Below are 19,739 nucleotides of genomic sequence, written 5' to 3'. Positions count from 1 at the left end.
TCTCCGCGCCGGTCAATACCGGCGCGGGGCGTTCCTTGAAGCCCTAAGCCAAAATTTGATCAAATTTGGTGACAAAGCACATCCATTGAAGTAAATCACTGGGGAGTTTCACCGACGGAGCCCCCAATGGATCTGAGAGCCCTGCACAATTTTCGCGTTGCCGCATGTGACCTGAACGGTCAGATGCGAGGCAAACGCGTGCCCCCCGGCTATGCCGACAAACTGGGAAAAGGCGCCGTGCGAATGCCGTTTTCGGCACTGAACGTAGACCTGTGGGGCGCTGACATCGAAGGAAGCCCGCTGGTCTTTGAAACCGGCGACGCAGATGGGGTGCTGCGCCCGACCGAACGCGGCCCGGTCCCCGTGCCCTGGCTGGATACGGAAACAGCGCTGGTGCCGATGTGTCTGTATGATGATGACGGCGTACCCTTCCCGGGCGACCCGAGGCATGCCCTGTCCGCCATACTCGACCGCTATGCGCAATTCGGCTGGTCCGTTGTTGCCGCGACGGAGTTGGAGTTCACACTCGTTGACGCTTCTGGCGCGCAGCCGCAACCGCCGGTGAATCCGATCACAGGGCGGCGCCTTGCGAATGAGGCCGTTCTGTCGGTTGCCGAAATGGACGCGTTCGAGGCGTTCTTCACCGACCTGTACGATGGCTGCGCCGCAATGGGCATCCCCGCGCAGACGGCCATTTCCGAAAGCGGCATCGGCCAGTTCGAAATCAACCTGAACCATCAGGACGCCATGCGCTGTGCCGATGATACGTGGCTTTTCAAGGCATTGACGCGTGGATTGGCGCGCAGGCACGGATTTGCGGCCACCTTCATGTCCAAGCCTTATGCCGATGACGCGGGCAACGGAATGCATGTGCATTTCTCGGTGTTGGACCAGAACGGACACAATGTGTTCGACAACAACGGGCCGGAAGGCACCGAGATATTGCGGTCTGCCGTAGCGGGCTGTGTCGCGGCCATGCCGGGCAGTACGCTGATATTTGCACCTCACGGCAACTCCTACACACGGCTCATACCGGGTGCACATGCGCCCACGGGCGCCTGCTGGGCCTATGAAAACCGAACCGCTGCCATTCGCATCCCGGGCGGAGCCCCGGCCGCACGGCGCATCGAACACCGCGTCGCCGGCGGGGACATAAACCCGTATCTGATGTTGACCGCGGTTCTGGGCGCGGCACTTGTCGGCATCGAGGACGGCTTGACCCCACCTGCCCCGATCACGGGGAACGCCTATGACATCGCGGACCTGCCTCAACTGATGCCGGATTGGTCGAGCGCGATTGACAGGTTCGCCACGGATCCCCTGGTGGCCCGGCTGTTCCCCGCTGACCTGATCCGCTATCTGACCATGACCAAGCGACAAGAGATCACCCGATTTGCGAACATCCCGCCCGAGGATCACTGGCTGTGCTATCTCGAGACGGTTTGACCCCCTTGCCGCGTCAACCAGTCTCGGTTAGGATTAATTTGATCAAATTTGGTGACACATGAAAATCGGTATTCTACAAACCGGCCACACCCCCGAAGTGCTACAGGAAGAATTCGGGGATTATGACGAACTTTTCCCCGCGTTGCTGCGTGACAACGGGTTCGAGTTCGTGACCTTCGCCGTCGTGGACGGCACTTTCCCCGATGGTGCGGATGATGCGGATGGATGGATCATTACCGGATCGCGCCACGGGGTTTACGAGGACCTTCCCTGGATCGCCCCGCTGGAAGCGTTGGTGCGCGAGATCCGGGAAAGTGGAAAACCCCTGATCGGCGTTTGCTTTGGCCACCAGATCATTGCTCAGGCACTGGGTGGCAAGGTCGAGAAATTCTCGAAAGGATGGGCCGTAGGTCGTACGGAATACGAATATGACGGCAGCAGATTATGGCTGAATGCCTGGCACCAGGATCAGGTTGTCGAATTGCCGAAAGAAGCGCGGGTTCTGGGCCGGAATGCCTTCTGCGAAAACGCGATGCTGGCTTATGGGGATACAATCTGGACGGTTCAGGCCCACCCGGAATTCACCAACGGATTCGTCGCAGGCCTGATGCGGACACGGGGCAAGGGCGTGGTACCCGAAGACCTGATGCGCGAAGCCGCAAATCGCGAGACGGCCCCGGACGACAACGCCAAAATCGCGCGCCACATGGCCGAGTTTCTAAAGAAAGAGAGAGCCTGATGGCTGATTGGACCGATAAACTTCCGGAAGCCGCAAAGGCATATTTCCACGGGCAACGACTGGACGAAGTTGAATGCATCATTTCGGACCTGCCGGGCATTGCGCGCGGCAAGGCGGTGCCTGCAACAAAATTCGCAAAGCAATCCTATTTCCACCTGCCCGACAGCATCTTCTACCAGACCATCACAGGGGGCTGGGGCGAAGCGGCCGGCGATGACGGGTTCATCGAAAAGGATATGATCCTGAAGCCCGATTTCTCGACCACTTCCGCTGCGCCGTGGACGGGGGATTGGACATTGCAGGTGATCCACGACGCCTACGACCGGGATGACAATCCGATCCCCTACAGCCCGCGCAACGTGCTCAAGCGTGTTGTGCAGCTTTATCATGACAAGGGATGGAAGCCGGTTGTTGCACCAGAGATGGAGTTCTTTCTGGTTGCCCCCAACGTGGACCCGGCGCAGGGCATCAAACCCATGATGGGGCGTTCCGGCCGTCCGGCCGCGGCGCGGCAGGCCTATTCCATGACGGCCGTGGACGAGTTTGGCCCGGTGATCGACGACATCTATGATTTCGCCGAGCATCAGGGGTTCGAGATCGACGGCATCACGCAGGAAGGCGGCGCCGGGCAGTTGGAAATCAACCTGCGTCACGGCAATCCGGTGAAACTGGCCGATGAAGTCTTCTATTTCAAACGCCTGATCCGCGAGGCCGCGCTGCGCCACAATTGTTTTGCCACCTTCATGGCCAAACCGATCGAGGAAGAGCCGGGCTCGGCCATGCATATCCATCACTCGATCATCGATATGGAAACCGGTCAGAACATCTTTTCTGGTCCTCAAGGGGGTGAGACGGACGCGTTTTACCACTTCATCGCCGGTCTGCAGAACCACCTGCCCGCTGGTCTGGCGGTCATGGCACCTTATGTGAATTCCTACCGGCGCTATGTGAAGGATCACGCGGCACCGATTAATCTTGAATGGGCCCGTGACAACCGCACCACCGGTATTCGCGTGCCCCTGTCCGGCCCGGAATCGCGGCGCGTCGAGAACCGCATCGCCGGGATGGACTGCAACCCGTATCTGGGCATCGCGCTGTCGCTTGCCTGCGGCTATCTTGGCCTGGTCGAGCAGGAACGCCCACGTCGTCAGTTCTATGGCGACGCTTATGAAGGCGAGGGCGATATCCCGCAGGTCATGGGCGAAGCGCTGGACCTGTTCGACGAGGCCACTGCCCTGCACGAAGTTCTGGGCCCCGAATTCGCCCGCGTTTACGGCATCGTCAAACGGGCCGAGTACGAGGAGTTCCTACAGGTCATCTCTCCGTGGGAACGTGAACATCTGCTGATCAACGTCTGAGACCTTCCGTGAACCTGCTCTATTCCAATGACCGCAAGGGCCAGTACCCTGACAGCTGGTATGCCGCGACGGCACATCCGATGGATCGCTTTCCCGCGTTGTCAGAAGACACCAAGGCGGATGTATGCGTTGTCGGTGGCGGTTATACGGGGCTGTCCGCGGCCCTTCATCTGGCCGAAGCCGGATTCGACGTCGTGCTGCTTGAAGCGCACCGCGTCGGCTTTGGCGCGTCGGGCCGAAACGGCGGCCAGTTGGGCAGCGCGCAGCGGATGGACCAGGAAGACCTCGAGCGTCTTGTAGGCGACGCTGACGCCGCCAAGCTGTGGGAGTTGGCCGAAGACGCCAAGGATCTGGTCAAATCCCTGATTGCAAAACACAAGATCGCCTGTGACTTGAAACCCGGTGTCGCCGTTCTGGGCCTGAGCAAATCCGAACAAAAAGAACTGCATGACCATGCCGGCCATCTTTCCGAGCGGTACGGATACGACCAGATCGAGCTGTTGGACGAAAACGCGGGTCATTCGCTGTGCCCGTCGCCCGCCTATCACGGGGGGTATCTGGATATGGGTGCGGCGCATCTGCACCCTTTGAACTTTGCGTTGGGATTGGCGCAAGCTGCGGCCAAAGCGGGCGTTCGCATCCATGAAAGCACCGAAGTGACCGGGATCGACGAGGGCCAGACGGCAGTGATCCGAACTGCACACGGCAACGTTCGGGCCGAGCACGTCATTCTGGCCTGCAACGGGTATCTGGGCGACCTCAATCGTTCCGTCGCCGCCAGGGTCATGCCCATCAACAATTTCATTGCGGCCACCGAACCCCTTGGAGAGGACGCCGCCCGGGTTTTGACCCGGGATGTGGCGGTTGCGGATACGAAATTCGTGGTGAACTATTTTCGCCTCAGCGCCGATGGCCGCCTCTTGTTCGGAGGCGGCGAAAGCTATGGCTATCGCTTTCCATCAGATGTCGCCGCCAAGGTCCGCAAACCGATGACCGAGATTTTCCCGCATTTGCGGGATGTGAAGATCGACTATGCCTGGGGCGGAACGCTGGCCATCACCATGCGGCGGATGCCGTATCTGGCCCGTGTCGCACCCAATATTCTTTCGGCTTCGGGATATTCCGGTCACGGTGTCGGCACAGCGACCCATGCCGGACACCTCATGGCGATGGCGATTCAGGGTCAGGCCGAAGGGTTTGACACGATGGCACGGGTGCCCGCGCTGTCTTTCCCCGGCGGCCCCGCCCTGCGCAGCCCGCTTCTGGTGCTGGCCATGACATGGTTCGCACTGCGCGACCGGCTTGGGGTCTGATCCACGTAAATTGCGACAGATTGGTGAATTTTCGCCTGCCCGGCGATTGGGGGCTTGGATTGCCTTTCGATTATCTTTATCTTTCCCAAAGATAGAATTCGGGAATTCCAAATATGACGCTGCCCCCCAACGTTCACGACGCCGAACCCATCCCTGCCGCCGCCAAGGACGCGATCGAGGCCCTGATGCAGTCAGGTGACCTGTTCCGCTATACCGCACCGCAGGATGCCCCGGTGGCCCTGCTGGAAGCCGAGTTCGCGGAACTGTTGGGCACGAAATACGCCTTGGCGGTGTCGTCCTGCTCGGCCGCGCTGTTTCTGTCGCTCAAAGCACTGGGCCTTCCCCGCGATGCGCGTGTTCTGATCCCCGGCTTCACCTTCGCGGCCGTGCCGTCGTCGGTCGTCCACGCCGACTGCATTCCGGTTCTGTGCGAAGTGGGTGAAAACTATCGCATCGACATGGCCGATTTCGAGGCCAAGCTGGACAACGTTCAGGCAGTCATCATCAGCCACATGCGTGGGCATACATCCGACATGGATGCGATCATGGCCTTGTGCGACACACGAAACATTCCGGTGATCGAGGATGCCGCGCATTCGCTGGGCACCACATGGCATGGCCGCAATATCGGTACGATCGGAAAGGTCGGATGTTTCTCGTTCCAATCCTACAAGATGATCAATGCCGGCGAAGGTGGCATCCTGATCACGAATGATGCAGATCTTGTCGCGCGGGCCGTCATCATGTCAGGCGCGTATGAGCACAATTGGAAGAAGCACAAAGGTCCTCAGGGTGACAACTCACCCGAACTGCAAGAGGCCTTCGCCCGCTGGCAAAACAAGCTGCCGCTGTACAATCTTCGCCTGAGCAACCTCAGCGCGGCGGTGATCCGTCCGCAACTTCCGGAACTGGCGCGCCGCGTCCGCGATGGCCTGGCGAACCACGATTACGTGGCCGGTCGCCTGAACACCTCGTCTCATATCGAGGTTCCCGCCCCCCTGCCCCCCGAGCAGCGTGCGCCGGATTCGATCCAGTTCAATCTTGTCGGAATGCAGGAACATGAGATCCGCGCCTTTGCCGCAGCGTCCGAGGCACGCGGCGTCAAGGTTCAGGTTTTTGGTCTGAGCGAAGACAACGCCCGCGCCTTCTGGAACTGGCAATTCCTTCCGGAAACTTTCGACCTGCCCAAGACGCGCGACATGCTGATGAAGGCCTGTGACGTGCGCCTGCCCGTCCGCCTGACCCGCGAAGAGCTGGACGTGATTGCAGACATCCTGCTGGCATCGGTTGGCGAAGTGACCGGCCCGATGCCGGTTTATGGCACTTAAAGCAATGGCATTTTGAACAAGAAAGGCCCGCACAATGCGGGCCTGTTTCTTTGTTCGGAACGGATCAGTTCAGCTTGGACAGTTTTTGCTGCAACTCGGCCAGCTGTTTCTTGATGTCGTCCAGATCCTCTTTCGGTTCGGACTTTTCCTCTTCCTTTTCCGGGCTGGACCATCCGCTGGACAGCCCACTGGTCATCGCCTTCAGGAAAGCCTGTTGCTGCGCCTGCAACGCGTCAAAACCCGGCATCTGAGACATCGGATTCATCGCGCTCATGTTTTCCATCATCTTGTTTTGGCTTTCGCGCAGCATCTCGAACGAGCTTTGCAGAAACTGGGGCATCATCCCCCCGCCCGGCAGCATGTAACTGCGCACCAGATCATTCAGTACATTCACCGGCAGCACGTTTTCACCCCGGCTTTCATGTTCGGCAATGATTTGCAGAAGATACTGGCGTGTCAGGTCATCGCCTGTTTTCAGATCAATGATCTGCACTTCGCGCCCGTCGCGGATGAAGCCCGCGATATCTTCGAGCGTCACGTAATCGCTGGTCTCGGTATTATACAGCCGACGGCTGGCATAGCGCTTGATAAGCAGCGGTTTTTCTTGGTCCGACACCGGGTTCCCTCCCCAAGGATGATGCGTTGCAGCACAGGTTATGCGAGTGCAGCACAAAAAGAAAGGGCAGGTCAATGGACCTGCCCAACGCGATTGCACCTAATGGGAGGGTTGGGTGCGCTTCGCGGACGTTTCTTACTTTGCAGTTGCAGCTTTCTTGGCTGCGGTGGTGACCTCGTTGGTCGCCTTTTTGACGGCAGCGGTTGCTTCTTCCGCAGCGTCTTTGCCGGCAGCCATCAGCAGCTCGACGGTTTCGGTCTGAACTTTTTTCGCGATTTCAGCGAAAGCGGCCAGGTTTTCAGCTGCAACTTCAGCCGACGCGCTTGCGAAGTCGGTTGCGGCTTTTGCGTAGTCAGCAGGCTCTGCCTTGGCTTTCGACATCTCGCTCAGCTTGGCCAGGGTGTCCTTGGTCCATTTGTTCGAGATCTCGGCCGATTTCTCAGCAGCGTCCAGGGCAACGCCCGACAGCTTCTCGTTCAGCGAAGCGGTCGATTTGAATGCGCCTTCCATTGCGGTGGTGTCCACCGGAAATGCACCCATCATGTCTTTCATGATCGCGGTAAAGTCTTGGGTCTTTGCCATTGTCCTAATCCTTTTAGCCGGTCCGGGCCCACCCCGGGTTTCATCAGCTTGAGGACAATATGATTGCTGCACCGCAGCATTGCAAGTTTTTTCTTGCTGCGACGCAGAATTTTTAAGTTTCAAAATGAAATCAGGCGTTTGGTTTCGCCACAACATAAGTCCCGGGTGCGGATGCAAGGCTCGGGTGCTTCGAATCACCCGGCTCACGGGCCGGAACCTGCTTGCCGGACCGCTTCTTCAACCACGCGTCCCACATGGGCCACCAGGACCCCTCGTGAAAATCAGCTTCTTTCAGCCAGGTGCTGGCGTCCGACTTCATATCCGGGTTGGTGTAGTGGCCATATTTCTTCTTGCTGGGCGGGTTCACGATACCCGCAATATGACCCGATTCTGAAACCACGAAGGTTTTGGACCGCGAGCCCATTTTCTGCACGCCGCGGTAACAGTCTTTCCATGCCGCGATGTGATCGGTTTCGCAGGTTATGGCCATCAGCGGCACATCCACATCTTCGAGTTTCAGCTTGTGCCCCATCAACTCGAAACCGTCGGTCGCGAACTCGTTGCGCTGGCAGAGGCCTCGCAGATATTCCACGGCCATTTTTGCAGGCAGGTTTGCACCATCGCCGTTCCAGTAAAGCAGATCAAAGGCCGGAGGCACTTCCCCCATCATGTAGCTGCGAATGGCCGGACCATAAACCAGGTCGCGTGATCGCAGGAACGACATGGTGCGCGCCATGATCCAAGACCGCAGAACGCCCTCCTTTTTTACTTCCTCTTCGATTCCGTCGATGAAGTCGTTTTGCAGGAATGGCGTAAACTCACCCTGATCGGAAAAATCCGTCAGGGCCGTGAACAGCGTTGCGGATTTGACCGATTTGTCGCCACGCTGTTTCAGCAAGGACAAGGTCAGGCTCAGCGTCGTGCCCGCGATGCAATAACCCACTGCGTTGACCTGTTTGACCTTGCAGATCTTCTTGGCCGTTTCGATTGCGGTCAGGAAACCGTCCTGAATATAGTCTTCCATGCCGGTTTCGGCATAGCTTTCATCCGGGTTCACCCAGCTTACGACAAACAGGGTATAGCCCTGTTCGGTGATCCATTTGATCATGCTGTTCTGGGCTTTCAGATCCAGAATATAGAACTTGTTGATCCAGGGCGGGAACAGAACGATGGGCGTCTCATAAACCGTTTCAGTCACCGGCTTGTACTGAATCAGCTCCATCATCCGGTTGCGATATATGACCTCGCCCGGCGTTGTCGCCAGGTTTCCACCAACCTCGAACGCGCTTTCATCCGCCAGTTTGACGACCAACTCGCCATCATTGGCTTCGAGGTCTGAAACAAGGTTCTCCAACCCTTTTATCAGCGACTGACCTTCGGTCTCGACCGCTTTTTGCAGGGCATCTGGGTTGGTCGCCAGAAAATTCGTGGGCGCCATCATGTCGATGATCTGCTGCGAGAAATACTGTAGGCGTCGTTTGTCCTTGGCATCCAGATCATCGACCGACGAGACAGCCTGCGCAATCGCTTCCGCGTTCGTCAGGTATTGCTGCCGGATCAGTCGGAAATAAGGGTTTGTCTCCCAAAGGGGATTGGAGAACCGCTTGTCACCGGGCTTGGTTTCCTCGGTTTCCACATCACCCGTAGTCAGCGCTTTCTGCGCTTCGGCAAAGTTGAGAACCGACTTGCCCCAGAATTCTATCTGTTGCTCCAACAGTTTGGCGGGATTTTGCCATGCATCGGCCCAATACGCTGTTGCTGCTCGTGCGAAAAGCTCTTGATTCGGGCCGTCCAGCGCTGGGGTGTGCGACTTTTTTGACGCCATAATTTCAATCAGGCGCTTCGAGAGCTGCTCGACCTTTTCCATATTTTCTTTAATGCGTTCAATATGTTCTTCGGACACGTCCGGCATTTGGTCTTCACTTGTTGTCATTTTAACAATTCCACCCTAACCTCGCTGCCATGCAGAATAACGTCGTGGGTGCTGGGGGGCAAAGCGACGAATGGTCCGAACTCTCAGGATGACACTCAGGAGGCCCCATTTATGCGCTATATGATGACCTACGACCTTATGGAGTCCATGCGTAACACCAACCAGTGGCTTGGTGCAACCGCAAGCGCGATGGCGTCCTACCCGCTGTTTTCCATGACACCCAACCCGGCGTTCAGTTGGATGGCTGCCTGGGGCGAAGTCACCGAACGAACCTTCCAGCGAATGATCGTCAAACCTGACTGGGGCATTCGTACCTTCACCTGCGAGGATGGAAAGGACCATCTGGTCGAGATCACGACCGTTCTGGAACGCCCCTTCGGCGATCTGGTTCACTTCCGTGTCAACGGCCGGGAAGAACAACCGCGCAAGGTCCTGCTGGTTGCGCCCATGTCCGGCCACTACGCCACGCTGCTGCGCTCGACCGTCAAAAGCCTGCTGGTTAATTGCGAAGTTTACATCACCGATTGGCATAATGCGCGCGATATTCCTGTGTCTGCCGGCAAGTTCGATGTCGAAGACTACACGCTCTACCTTGTAGATTTCATGAAGGAACTGGGGCCGGACACGCATGTCGTGGCGGTTTGTCAACCCGCCCCGCTGACACTGGCGGCCACCGCTTATCTGGCCGAGGTCGAGCCCAAGGCTCAACCCAGCACTCTGACACTGATTGGCGGGCCAGTGGACCCGGACGCGACCCCGACCGACGTCACCGACTTTGGACGCCGTGTGACGATGGGTCAGCTGGAAGAAACCATGATTCAACGAGTCGGGTTCAAGTACAAAGGTGTCGGGCGTATGGTTTACCCCGGCCTGCTGCAACTGGCGTCGTTCATGTCGATGAACGCCGATCGCCACTCCAAAGCGTTTTCCGATCAGATTCAGCGTGTTATCCGCAACGAAGCCTCGGACCTGGATGCCCATAACCGTTTCTATGACGAATATCTTGCGGTGATGGACATGACGGCCGAGTTCTATCTGTCGACGGTCGAACGCGTGTTCAAAAACCGCGAGATCGCACGCAACGAATTTGTTGTCGCCGGCCACAAGGTGGATATCGGCAAGATCACCGATGTTGCCGTGAAATCGGTCGAAGGTGCGAATGACGATATCTCGGCGCCCGGTCAATGTATTGCTGCCCTGGACCTGTGCACCGGCTTGCCAGACAGCAAAAAGGCCAGCCACGTAGAACCCGGAGCGGGCCACTATGGCATTTTCGCGGGCCGCAGCTGGCGCGACAACATTCGCCCGCTTGTGATTGATTTCATGAATGAAAACAGCCGCAAGAAACCTCGCCGCGCAGCGAACACCAACAAGGTCGCCTGATGAACATGGGCGGGCCGGCACATGGTGGCCTCGCCTTTTCGTGCAGTTGCGGCCAGTTGAAGGGTCAAATCTCGGACCGGGGCGTTCGGCTTGGAACCCATGTCGAGTGTTTTTGTCATGACTGCCGCGCGGCGCAGCTGTATTTCGGGCAGCCCGACCCGGCCCCAGGCCCGGTCGACATCTTCCAGATGGCACCGGATGAAATCGAAATCACCGCCGGAGGCCAATTCCTTTCCGCCATGAAGCTCAGCCCAAATGGTATGCTGCGATGGTATGCCAGCTGCTGCAACGCCCCGCTGGCGACGACGCCACAGACTGCACGTTTGCCCTTTGCAGGGTTTATCGTCGGCAGGATGACCGGTGATGTTTCCGCATTGGGGCCGGTCACGACCCGTGGGTTTGTCCCTCGACCCGATGGAAAACAAAAACACGAAAAGGTCAGGTTTGCGGCTTTTGGCCTTTTGCGCCGCGCCCTGCTATCGCGCCTGTCAGGACGGTGGAAGAAAACGCCGTTTTTCGACCCCGAGACCGGCGATCCTGCGGTCGTACCGAATGTCATTTCGAAAGACGAACGCGCGGCGCTTTGCCCCTAGACAAACCTTTGCGGGATATTCAGCCAGGTTTCCAAGGCTTTGTTCACGGCATCGGGCGCTTCAAGCGGCAGCAGATGTCCGGCATTTTCGACGATTTCAAACGCGGCCTCCGGTATCAGGTCAGACATGAAAGAATGCCGTCTGACCGGGGTCAGCGTGTCATGGGCACCGCACATGATCAAAGTGGGGACTTTGATGCGGCGCAACGATCCCTGTTGGTCGGGTCGGCGCTGCAAGGCACGCATTTGGCGCACAAATGTCTCGGCGCCCAGATCATTCGCCATTGCCAAAAGATCATTCAGAATGGGGATTCGCCTGGGCCCCGGCGCCAAAGTATCGGTGCCGACCAGTTGGCGCATGACCTCTTCCAACCGCCCACCCAGGGCCCCGATGATCAGATCCTCGCGACTGGCCGCGATCTGAGGTGTGTCCGCCTGTGCATCCGTCGACATCAGGCACAGGCGCGTCACCCGTTCCGGTGCCCGCCGGATCAGTTCCAGCCCCACAACACCACCCATGCTTAGGCCCGCCAATGCAAACCGATGTGGAAGCTGATCCAACAGCCCCGAGGCGATCTCTTCAATTCGCTCGCCTCCGGAAACAGGTGCAACAGTGACGGGCCGTGACCGTGACAACACCTCGATCTGAGGTCGAAACAGCCGGGCATCACACATCAACCCAGGCAACAACACCAGCGGTTCGTTCACGCGGGGGCTCCATCTGCTCGGTTTTCCGAGTCCTTCCAGTTGTTGTCAGGATGAGAGTTTTGCCGCAGCCGGGCAAGGAAAACTTCACGGGTAGGCGATGGCGCGAAATGCCGGAAAATCGGCGTAACGGGCTTGCCGCGTCGCAAGGTCTTCACCGGGTTCAGCGCCGGGCCTCAACAGACACCCACGCGGAGCAATATAGCTGTCGATCCGGCGATGCGGCCTGGGCCGCCACACAAGATTGAACGCACAGAGCTTGGGGAAGAACCAGATTTCGGAATACTCCAGATGATCGTGCATCCACCACGCCAGATCTCGCCAGTCCCTGCCCTGCGCATATTGATCCGCGAACCACGGGATAACGATAGATGCCCCGGCAATCCGCGCATCCCCTTCCCCGCGATCCCAGATATGGCATTCCAGCGGGTGATCGTTTCGGGCGCAGTTCAGCTTGTTTTCATTGCCAAACCGGTTCAAGGACGATGAACGATAACCCGACCTGACCGCGACCCGGCCAAATGTCTCTTCCAATGGGTCAAGAAGGGTTTCGCAAAACGCGCGGCCTGTTTCGATCGCCAGATCCGGGTTGTCCGGAATATTCTGCTTTTGGTGGAAGTTGCCGATTTCCGAATACAGAAAATCGCGCATGAAGAAGTGCCGGGACAAGCGGACACGACCCAGGGTCTCAAGGCTCCACATGCTGCCCGGCTTACGCATCTTGCATCCTTTTTTCCGATCAGGGTTTATTCCACCCCCAAGCCCTTCAGCCACTCCAGAATACCAGCAACTGCTGCATCGGTTTGACCCGGCGACATCAACCGCCCCGCGATAACATGTGAAGACGGATCGTCACCCGGCCCCATCGTCACCAGCTTGACCGTTGCCGGAGCGCCCCAGGCCTCGGCAACCTTGTGCGTCCGGTCCGGCCGCACAACCTGATCATCATCAGAAAACCAGAACAAGGCGGGTATCAGGGCGTCAGAGAAATCCAGCGCATAGACCGTATCCACCAGCACGGACATCGGCACGACGGCTTCCCACGGGTAGACCGACGTCCAGTACCTGTTCTTCTCTGGGTCCGGCCCTGACACATCGCGTTCTTTCCCCATGAGAACGGGCAACCAGCTTCTTGCCCAAGGCAACGAAGGCACCCACGCCGCGACGGTATTCACACCAAAGTTCGGCGAAACAAAAACCATGCCGACCACATCCTGGCTGAGGTCGGCATCCAACGCAGCGGCCGCCGCCAGCGTTCCTCCGGTCGAGGTGGACATGACGATCACCTTTTCCCCGACCGCGCGCGCCGCTGCCAGCCCTTCTGCGGTATCCTGCATCCAGCCCGAGGCCGTACCCTCGGCCATTGCCGGCCCATCCCGACCGTGACCTTGCAGCCGGGTGTAGACCAGATTGGCGCCCAAAGCGTCAGCCACCAGATCAGGCACGGGGCGGATTTCCTCGGAACTTGCTGAAAAACCGTGGATGTACAGAACAGAATACGGCGTGCGCTGTTCCTTGTATCCGTCCTGCCAGATCACGCGCTTTTCGACACCCGGAACGATGTCATCATAGGCGGACTCGGTGCTTTCAAAATAAACCTGAACACCTTCACCAAATTTCCGAGAATCAAAAGTCGGGTGCAGGTTCACTTCCTCGCGCGGGCCGAACCAGTAGACCAGGCCGCCAAGAACAACCAGCGCCAGAAGAGCGCGCCCCAGAAGCCAACCAAAGCGCCGCATCAGGCTTCTCCCAACACATCAAGAACCGCGGTCTCGATCAAACCCAGGCACTTCTCGTCTGAAAAGCGATGATCGGCCCCCTTGACCAACAGCAGCCGCATGTCAGGACCCGCAGCATGCTCCAGCAGCCGCACGGCTGTTTCGGTCGAAACGGCCGTGTCTGCGGTGCCTTGCAGGAACCGAACCGGGAACGGCAGATCCAGAGCGCCCCGCAGAACCAAATTCTGGCGTCCGTCTTCGATCATGCGCTTGGTGATGACATAGGGTTCCATATAGTCGGACGGCAGCTCGACATGGCCGACAGTGTCCAGCGCAGCTTTTTGTTCATCGCTGAACGAAGCCCAATACCCGTCCTCGGTGAAATCCGGCGCGGCGGCGATTGTCACCATGCCTGCAATTCGCTCGGGCATGACCTTGGCCAGCAGCAATGCCTGCCATCCCCCCATTGATGAGCCAACCACGATCAAAGGTCCGTCCGTCAATGCCTTTACCGCAGCCAATGTGTCCTGATGCCAGTCACCGATACAGCCCTCGGTGAACGCGCCCGAGCTTTCGCCGTGGCCGGAATAATCGAACCGCAAGAACGATTGCCCCCGCGCCTGTACCCAGGCTTCCAGATGCACGGCCTTGGTGCCTTCCATGTCCGATTTGAGCCCGCCCAGAAAAACGATGGTCGGTCCTGCCCCTTCGGTCTTGTGATAAGCCAGTCGCCGCCCCTGCGGCGTCTCCAGAAAATCCGTCGCTGCCATGAAATCCTCTTTCTCTTTAGGCAACATCATGCACGGCAGCACGATGGTCGCAATTCCGGAATTCGATTTCCCGTTGCGTCAGCTACGCACCTTGCGACACTTGACAGTAATTGTTGCACCTGCCACATGGGCCGAACACACATAACCCGCAACCGGGCGTTCAGTGGGCGCCAAACCGACGAGGAGAGCCGATATGGCCCTGGATTCTCAATCCGTCTCTCTCACCTTTCCCGATGGCAATGCACGCACCTACGCCGCAGGCGTCACGCCCGCGCAGGTGGCTGCCGACATCTCAACCTCGCTGGCCAAAAAGGCCATCTCGGCCACCGTTGACGGTCAGCACTGGGACCTGCAATGGCCCATCGAATCCGACGCGCAGATCGCCATCCACACCATGAAGGATGAAGCCCAGGCCAACGAGCTGATCCGCCACGATCTGGCCCATATCATGGCCCGCGCAGTTCAGGAGATCTGGCCCGCGACCAAGGTCACCATCGGCCCTGTCATCGAAAACGGCTGGTATTATGACTTCGACCGTGAAGAACCGTTCACGCCGGAGGATCTCGGCCTCATCGAGAAAAAGATGAAAGAGATCATCAACAAGCGTGATCCCGTCACCACCGAGGTCTGGGACCGTGAGCGCGCGATCGAGTTCTACAAGGCCAACAACGAACCCTACAAGGTCGAGCTGATCGAGGCTATTCCCGGCAATGAGCCGCTGCGCATGTACTGGCACGGGCACTGGCAGGATCTGTGCCGGGGTCCGCACCTGCAACATACCGGTCAGGTTCCGGGGGATGCGTTCAAGCTGATGTCCATCGCCGGCGCCTATTGGCGTGGCGACAGCGACCGTGCGATGTTGCAGCGTATCTATGGTGTGGCCTTCACCGGAAAGGAAAAGCTGAAAGCGCACCTGCATATGCTAGAAGAGGCCGCCAAGCGCGACCACCGCAAGCTGGGCCGCGAGATGGACCTGTTCCACATGCAGGAAGAGGCCCCGGGCCAGATTTTCTGGCACCCCAACGGCTGGACGATCTACACCCAGTTGCAGGACTACATGCGCCGCCAGCAACGCAACGGCGGCTATGTCGAGGTCAACACGCCGCAGGTTGTGGACCGCAAGCTGTGGGAAGCATCGGGCCATTGGGACAAGTATCAGGAAAACATGTTCATCGTCGAAGTGGACGAGGAACATGCCCGCGAAAAGGCGATCAACGCGCTCAAGCCGATGAACTGCCCCTGCCACGTGCAGATTTTCAATCAGGGCCTGAAATCCTATCGCGACCTGCCGCTGCGCATGGCCGAATTCGGGTCTTGCAACCGCTATGAACCGTCAGGTGCGCTGCACGGTATCATGCGTGTGCGCGGCTTTACCCAGGATGATGGGCACATCTTCTGCACCGAAGACCAGATCGAGTCTGAAACCGCAGAGTTCATCCGGTTCCTGTCCCGGATCTACAAGGATCTCGGATTCGAGAACTTCTCGGTCAAATTCTCGGATCGCCCCGAGAAACGGTCGGGGTCGGATGAAGTCTGGGACAAGGCCGAAGCCGCGTTGCTCAGCGCTACACGTGCTGCCGGGATCGAGCCGGAGCTCAACCCCGGTGAAGGCGCCTTTTATGGTCCCAAGCTGGAATTTGTTCTGACGGATGCGATCGGTCGCGATTGGCAATGCGGTACGCATCAGGTTGACTTCGTGCTGCCCGAACGCCTTGATGCCACCTATATCGGCGCTGACGGCGGCAAACACCGCCCCGTCATGCTGCATCGCGCGACGCTGGGCTCGTTCGAGCGTTTCATCGGTATCCTGATCGAAGAACACGCCGGCAAGCTGCCCTTCTGGCTTGCGCCGCGTCAGGTCGTGGTTGCGTCCATCACCTCCGATGCGGATGGCTATGTCGCCGAAGTGGTCGAAACGCTGCGCGGCGCCGGTGTGCGGGCCGAAGCCGACATTCGCAACGAAAAGATCAACTACAAGGTTCGTGAACACTCGGTCGGCAAAGTTCCGGTCATTCTGGCCGTCGGCCATCGCGAAGTTGAAGACCGCACCGTCAGTGTCCGGCGTCTGGGCGAAAAACAGACGCAGGTCCAACCGCTTGACGTTGTAACAAACGAGCTGTCGCAGGCAGCCACCCCGCCGGATTTGCTGTAACAATCGGCAGCATATTGCTGGGAATCTGGCCCCCGAATTGGGGCCAGATTGAAACAATTCACTCTTTCTTCATCAAAAACAATGCATTACGCTGCAAGAGGGCACGCCGCCCTTTGACGTGCTTGTGAGACACGGGCTCGTGAATTCAACTCTGTCTATCAAGCTACTACCTTTGTCATTGTCACAAGCAGACATACCCAGTCATCAAGAGGATTACCGAGATGTCGAACACAGCCAAGTCCCTGGTTATCGCAACCGCAGTCGCAGCCGCCGTATCGGGCGCCGCAACCACTGCATCCGCTCAGGCAAAGGAAAAATGCTATGGCGTATCGCTGGCCGGTCAGAACGACTGCGCCGCGGGCCCCGGCACCACCTGCGCGGGCACCTCGACCGTTGATTATCAGGGCAACGCATGGACCCTGGTTGACGCAGGCACTTGCGCGGATATCGAACTGCCCGCACAGGCAGACGGCACCCCGCGCAAAGGCTCGCTGGAGGCCCTGGATCGCGATCTGCCCGCATAAGATCGGCCTGACGAATTCAGGGGCGGGCACCATCGCCCGCCCCTTCCCTTTCGTGATCAAGGAACTGACCCATGCTGGATGATGCCCACCGGTCGAACCGTCTGCCCGCAGCGCCGGGCGTTGGTTACAAGCCGCAACACTTCGCTCAGATACTTGAACACGCACAGCCCGTCGCATGGTTGGAAATCCATGCCGAGAACTACATGGGCGACGGCGGGCGGCCTCTGGCGCAGCTGCGCCACCTTTCCGAACAATTCCCGATCTCGGTCCATGGCGTTGGCCTGTCCATCGGCGGCGAAGGCGCGCTGGACCCTGATCACCTGGCCCGGCTGAAACATCTGATGGGTTGGCTGAATCCCGCCAGCTTTTCCGAACACCTGGCCTGGTCCACACATGACACCCATTTTTACAACGACCTGCTGCCCTTGCCCTATACCGACGCAACACTGACGCGCGTTTGCGATCATATCGATCAGGTTCAGGACACCGTCGGACGGCAGATGCTGTTGGAAAACCCCTCAAGCTATTTGGCTTTTGAAGAAAGCACCTGGTCCGAGCCGGACTTTCTGCGCGAAATTTCACGTCGCACCGGGTGTGGCTTGTTGCTGGACGTCAATAACGTCTTTGTCTCTGCCACCAATTTGGATTTCTCTCCCCAGGGTTACATCGATGCCTATCCACTGGAAAAAGTGGGGGAAATTCACCTTGGAGGTCATGACGAGGATGAAGACGATCACGGCCACCCGCTGCTGATCGACAGCCACGGGCGTGAAGTCGTCGATCCGGTCTGGGCGCTGTTGGATTACGTGCTGGAACGTTCGGGGCCGAAGCCCGTCCTGATCGAGTGGGACACCGACGTACCGGACTGGTCCATTTTGCGGGAAGAGGCCGTTCGCGCGCAGACCGCCCTTGAACGGATCCCGGCATGAGCGTTTCGCAATCCGAATTTCGCGCGGCCATGATGGATGCGTCAGCCCCTGTCCCCGAAGGTTTGCTGGACGCCCAGGCGCAGCCAGCCGGTCGTCGGTTCAGCGTCTATCGCAACAATGTCGCCGTGTCCTTGACCGAAGCGATGCATCAGGCGTTTCCAGTCATCACCAAGTTGCTGGGGCCACAGAACATGGACGGGCTGGCCGGGATATTTCTTCGCCAGCACCCGCCTTCATCACCGTTGATGATGTTCTACGGTGAAGCCTTTCCCGAATTTCTGGCCGGAATGCAGCAGCTTTCCCATCTTGGTTACCTGCCGGATGTGGCGCGGCTGGAACTTGCGTTGCGCAAGTCGTACCACGCCGCCGACAGCCAACCCGCCCCGGCAGACGCGCTGGCCGTAGACCCTGAACAGGTCATGCGAGCCCGGCTGCGTTTTGCCCCGGCCATGCGGGTGGTACGCTCGGACTGGCCCATTCACGCGATCTGGCGTTTCAACACGGAAACCGACGCGCCGAAACCCGATGCGCGCGCCGAGGATGTTTTGATCACACGCCCGGAATTCGACCCGGTTGCCCAGTTGCTGCCCGCCGGCGGCGCCGATTGGATCGCCCATATGCAAGGCGGCGACATGATCGGCGAAGCATTTGAAAAAACCGCTGCGGCGCAACCGGAATTTGACCTTGGAACCACTCTGGCACTGCTTTTGCAGGGCGGTGCAATAACTTCTGTGACTATCGAAAGGCTGGAGACATGACTGCCCTGATCTCACTTCACAACAACGTTCTGGGAAAGGTGGACCTGGCGTCCAACTGGCTTACACCCACGCTGGCGCGACTGGTCTTTGTCGCGGTTCTTCTGGTCTATTACTGGAACTCGGCGATGCTGAAGATCGACGGCTCGATCTTTTCACCTTCGGCCGGTGCCTTCGGTCAGATTTTCCCCAAAGCCGCCGAAGCCGTCCTTTACGACGTATCCCAAATGACGTTCTTTCAACGGGTCGTCATTTTCTTTGGCACGGTCGCAGAATTCGTCCTTCCCGCGCTGCTGCTGGTCGGTCTGTTCACCCGCTTGGCGGCCTTGGGTATGATCGGTTTCATCTGGGTGCAGACCCTGGTCGACGTCACCGGCCATGGCGTGAAACTGGGCAGCCTGTTCGACGCGGCGCCATCCATTATGGATCAGCGCACGATGTGGACGTTCCTGATGCTGGTGATCGTGATCAACGGTGCAGGCCCCATCTCACTTGATCGAATCCTGCGTCTGAAATGACCTAAAAATGCGCTTTGGGCTGGTCTGGTTTACCTGCCGCCAGCCCAAGCACCCCGGCAACCCCGGCAAACGCGATCGGGAACATGGTGAACACACCAAATCCGAATGCGTAATACATCGCCGCCGCTGAAATCAGCAGCAGGATCCCGGCAACAAGGGCGCGCGCGGGCGCCATCGCGCCCCCGGCAATGGCCAACAAAGGTGCAATGATCGAAACAGCCTGAATCAGGTCAGGGTTGTCCACCTGCATCAGAACGCCGTCGATCTCGCCGACGTGATCGATGACGACCACCTTCGCATATCCGAAAAAACCGACGATCATCCCGATCAGCCCGGCAATCACGCCCAAGATCATGGCGGCATTACGCATTGAACGTC

Annotated in this window: 20 protein-coding genes; 12 read left to right on the top strand and 8 right to left on the bottom strand. The window is 58.5% G+C overall.

What is annotated here, in order from left to right; translation table 11 throughout:
- The first annotated feature begins 126 nt into the window (after window positions 1–126).
- The 5 genes from GOW60_RS01940 to GOW60_RS01920 all read left to right on the top strand — a co-directional run bounded on the left by GOW60_RS01940 (window position 127) and on the right by GOW60_RS01920 (window position 6,184).
- Window positions 127–1,446, top strand: a complete 1,320-nt coding sequence (locus GOW60_RS01940) for a glutamine synthetase family protein (protein ID WP_171228040.1) — start codon at window positions 127–129, stop codon at window positions 1,444–1,446.
- 58 nt (window positions 1,447–1,504) lie between these two features.
- On the top strand, window positions 1,505–2,185 hold the full coding sequence (locus GOW60_RS01935) for a type 1 glutamine amidotransferase (RefSeq protein ID WP_171228039.1): 681 nt from the start codon (window positions 1,505–1,507) through the stop codon (window positions 2,183–2,185).
- Window positions 2,185–3,543: a glutamine synthetase family protein gene (locus GOW60_RS01930; RefSeq protein WP_171228038.1), complete on the top strand. Its 1,359-nt coding sequence runs from the start codon at window positions 2,185–2,187 to the stop codon at window positions 3,541–3,543. Before GOW60_RS01935 ends, GOW60_RS01930 begins: the two co-directional genes overlap by 1 nt.
- 8 nt (window positions 3,544–3,551) lie before the next feature.
- The gene (locus GOW60_RS01925) at window positions 3,552–4,856 is read left to right on the top strand and encodes an FAD-binding oxidoreductase (RefSeq protein ID WP_171228037.1); all 1,305 of its coding nucleotides are present in this window, start codon (window positions 3,552–3,554) and stop codon (window positions 4,854–4,856) included.
- A 113-nt stretch (window positions 4,857–4,969) separates the two neighbouring features.
- Window positions 4,970–6,184: a DegT/DnrJ/EryC1/StrS aminotransferase family protein gene (locus GOW60_RS01920; protein ID WP_171228036.1), complete on the top strand. Its 1,215-nt coding sequence runs from the start codon at window positions 4,970–4,972 to the stop codon at window positions 6,182–6,184.
- A 64-nt stretch (window positions 6,185–6,248) separates the two neighbouring features.
- On the opposite strand, the gene phaR is transcribed toward GOW60_RS01920, so the two are convergent.
- The 3 genes from phaR to GOW60_RS01905 all read right to left on the bottom strand — a co-directional run bounded on the left by phaR (window position 6,249) and on the right by GOW60_RS01905 (window position 9,315).
- Window positions 6,249–6,800 (bottom strand): polyhydroxyalkanoate synthesis repressor PhaR, encoded by a 552-nt coding sequence (phaR, locus tag GOW60_RS01915; protein WP_171115229.1) that lies wholly within the window; start codon window positions 6,798–6,800, stop codon window positions 6,249–6,251.
- Between the two features lie 135 nt (window positions 6,801–6,935).
- Window positions 6,936–7,382, bottom strand: coding sequence for a phasin family protein (locus GOW60_RS01910; RefSeq protein ID WP_171228035.1), 447 nt, complete (start codon window positions 7,380–7,382; stop codon window positions 6,936–6,938).
- Between the two features lie 130 nt (window positions 7,383–7,512).
- Entirely contained in the window at window positions 7,513–9,315 is a 1,803-nt protein-coding gene (locus GOW60_RS01905; RefSeq protein ID WP_171228034.1) for an alpha/beta hydrolase, read from the bottom strand.
- A 111-nt stretch (window positions 9,316–9,426) separates the two neighbouring features.
- On the opposite strand from GOW60_RS01905, the gene phaZ reads away from it, so the two are divergent.
- Window positions 9,427–10,698, top strand: coding sequence for a polyhydroxyalkanoate depolymerase (gene phaZ / locus GOW60_RS01900; RefSeq protein ID WP_152458477.1), 1,272 nt, complete (start codon window positions 9,427–9,429; stop codon window positions 10,696–10,698).
- Window positions 10,698–11,291 (top strand): DUF6151 family protein, encoded by a 594-nt coding sequence (locus GOW60_RS01895; protein ID WP_254430048.1) that lies wholly within the window; start codon window positions 10,698–10,700, stop codon window positions 11,289–11,291. Before phaZ ends, GOW60_RS01895 begins: the two co-directional genes overlap by 1 nt.
- On the opposite strand, the gene GOW60_RS01890 is transcribed toward GOW60_RS01895, so the two are convergent.
- From GOW60_RS01890 to GOW60_RS01875, 4 genes are all read right to left on the bottom strand, one after another.
- The gene (locus GOW60_RS01890) at window positions 11,288–11,998 is read right to left on the bottom strand and encodes an alpha/beta fold hydrolase (protein ID WP_171228033.1); all 711 of its coding nucleotides are present in this window, start codon (window positions 11,996–11,998) and stop codon (window positions 11,288–11,290) included. The genes GOW60_RS01895 and GOW60_RS01890 overlap by 4 nt on opposite strands.
- 84 nt (window positions 11,999–12,082) lie before the next feature.
- A complete protein-coding gene (locus GOW60_RS01885) occupies window positions 12,083–12,697 on the bottom strand; it encodes a hypothetical protein (RefSeq protein WP_171116493.1) in 615 nt (204 codons plus the stop codon).
- A 44-nt stretch (window positions 12,698–12,741) separates the two neighbouring features.
- Window positions 12,742–13,734, bottom strand: a complete 993-nt coding sequence (locus tag GOW60_RS01880; RefSeq protein ID WP_171228032.1) for a carboxylesterase — start codon at window positions 13,732–13,734, stop codon at window positions 12,742–12,744.
- On the bottom strand, window positions 13,734–14,483 hold the full coding sequence (locus tag GOW60_RS01875) for an alpha/beta fold hydrolase (RefSeq protein WP_171228031.1): 750 nt from the start codon (window positions 14,481–14,483) through the stop codon (window positions 13,734–13,736). Before GOW60_RS01875 ends, GOW60_RS01880 begins: the two co-directional genes overlap by 1 nt.
- Window positions 14,484–14,676: 193 nt before the next feature.
- Between GOW60_RS01875 and thrS the strand changes: the two genes are divergently transcribed.
- The 5 genes from thrS to GOW60_RS01850 all read left to right on the top strand — a co-directional run bounded on the left by thrS (window position 14,677) and on the right by GOW60_RS01850 (window position 19,361).
- Complete coding sequence (gene thrS / locus GOW60_RS01870) at window positions 14,677–16,635, top strand: threonine--tRNA ligase (protein ID WP_171205528.1); 1,959 nt, start codon at window positions 14,677–14,679, stop codon at window positions 16,633–16,635.
- Between the two features lie 221 nt (window positions 16,636–16,856).
- Window positions 16,857–17,159, top strand: a complete 303-nt coding sequence (locus GOW60_RS01865; protein ID WP_152458482.1) for a DUF2282 domain-containing protein — start codon at window positions 16,857–16,859, stop codon at window positions 17,157–17,159.
- A gap of 71 nt (window positions 17,160–17,230) precedes the next feature.
- The gene (locus tag GOW60_RS01860) at window positions 17,231–18,088 is read left to right on the top strand and encodes a DUF692 family multinuclear iron-containing protein (RefSeq protein WP_171228030.1); all 858 of its coding nucleotides are present in this window, start codon (window positions 17,231–17,233) and stop codon (window positions 18,086–18,088) included.
- On the top strand, window positions 18,085–18,846 hold the full coding sequence (locus tag GOW60_RS01855; RefSeq protein WP_171228029.1) for a DNA-binding domain-containing protein: 762 nt from the start codon (window positions 18,085–18,087) through the stop codon (window positions 18,844–18,846). The genes GOW60_RS01860 and GOW60_RS01855 overlap by 4 nt, the downstream gene beginning before the upstream one ends.
- Window positions 18,843–19,361, top strand: a complete 519-nt coding sequence (locus GOW60_RS01850) for a DoxX family protein (RefSeq protein WP_152458485.1) — start codon at window positions 18,843–18,845, stop codon at window positions 19,359–19,361. Before GOW60_RS01855 ends, GOW60_RS01850 begins: the two co-directional genes overlap by 4 nt.
- Window position 19,362: 1 nt before the next feature.
- Here the strand turns inward: GOW60_RS01850 and GOW60_RS01845 are convergent, their stop codons facing one another.
- Window positions 19,363–19,731 carry a hypothetical protein gene (locus tag GOW60_RS01845; RefSeq protein ID WP_171228028.1) on the bottom strand — a complete coding sequence of 123 codons (369 nt, stop codon included), beginning with the start codon at window positions 19,729–19,731 and terminating at the stop codon, window positions 19,363–19,365.
- Between the last annotated feature and the right edge of the window lie 8 nt (window positions 19,732–19,739).

It is taken from the genome of Ruegeria sp. HKCCA4008, assembly GCF_013033125.1.
Classification (GTDB): Bacteria; Pseudomonadota; Alphaproteobacteria; order Rhodobacterales; family Rhodobacteraceae; genus Ruegeria.
This window is presented reverse-complemented; position numbering and strand designations above follow the sequence as displayed.

Excerpts from the sequence above, each read along its gene's own strand:
- GOW60_RS01940 (WP_171228040.1), top strand. The coding sequence starts at position 127 with ATGGATCTGAGAGCCCTGCACAATTTTCGCGTTGCCGCATGTGACCTG.
- GOW60_RS01935 (WP_171228039.1), top strand. The coding sequence starts at position 1,505 with ATGAAAATCGGTATTCTACAAACCGGCCACACCCCCGAAGTGCTACAG.
- GOW60_RS01930 (WP_171228038.1), top strand. The coding sequence starts at position 2,185 with ATGGCTGATTGGACCGATAAACTTCCGGAAGCCGCAAAGGCATATTTC.
- GOW60_RS01920 (WP_171228036.1), top strand. The coding sequence starts at position 4,970 with ATGACGCTGCCCCCCAACGTTCACGACGCCGAACCCATCCCTGCCGCC.
- GOW60_RS01910 (WP_171228035.1), bottom strand. The coding sequence starts at position 7,382 with ATGGCAAAGACCCAAGACTTTACCGCGATCATGAAAGACATGATGGGT.
- GOW60_RS01905 (WP_171228034.1), bottom strand. The coding sequence starts at position 9,315 with ATGACAACAAGTGAAGACCAAATGCCGGACGTGTCCGAAGAACATATT.
- phaZ (WP_152458477.1), top strand. The coding sequence starts at position 9,427 with ATGCGCTATATGATGACCTACGACCTTATGGAGTCCATGCGTAACACC.
- GOW60_RS01895 (WP_254430048.1), top strand. The coding sequence starts at position 10,698 with ATGAACATGGGCGGGCCGGCACATGGTGGCCTCGCCTTTTCGTGCAGT.
- GOW60_RS01885 (WP_171116493.1), bottom strand. The coding sequence starts at position 12,697 with ATGTGGAGCCTTGAGACCCTGGGTCGTGTCCGCTTGTCCCGGCACTTC.
- GOW60_RS01880 (WP_171228032.1), bottom strand. The coding sequence starts at position 13,734 with ATGCGGCGCTTTGGTTGGCTTCTGGGGCGCGCTCTTCTGGCGCTGGTT.
- GOW60_RS01875 (WP_171228031.1), bottom strand. The coding sequence starts at position 14,483 with ATGGCAGCGACGGATTTTCTGGAGACGCCGCAGGGGCGGCGACTGGCT.
- thrS (WP_171205528.1), top strand. The coding sequence starts at position 14,677 with ATGGCCCTGGATTCTCAATCCGTCTCTCTCACCTTTCCCGATGGCAAT.
- GOW60_RS01865 (WP_152458482.1), top strand. The coding sequence starts at position 16,857 with ATGTCGAACACAGCCAAGTCCCTGGTTATCGCAACCGCAGTCGCAGCC.
- GOW60_RS01860 (WP_171228030.1), top strand. The coding sequence starts at position 17,231 with ATGCTGGATGATGCCCACCGGTCGAACCGTCTGCCCGCAGCGCCGGGC.
- GOW60_RS01855 (WP_171228029.1), top strand. The coding sequence starts at position 18,085 with ATGAGCGTTTCGCAATCCGAATTTCGCGCGGCCATGATGGATGCGTCA.
- GOW60_RS01850 (WP_152458485.1), top strand. The coding sequence starts at position 18,843 with ATGACTGCCCTGATCTCACTTCACAACAACGTTCTGGGAAAGGTGGAC.
- GOW60_RS01845 (WP_171228028.1), bottom strand. The coding sequence starts at position 19,731 with ATGCGTAATGCCGCCATGATCTTGGGCGTGATTGCCGGGCTGATCGGG.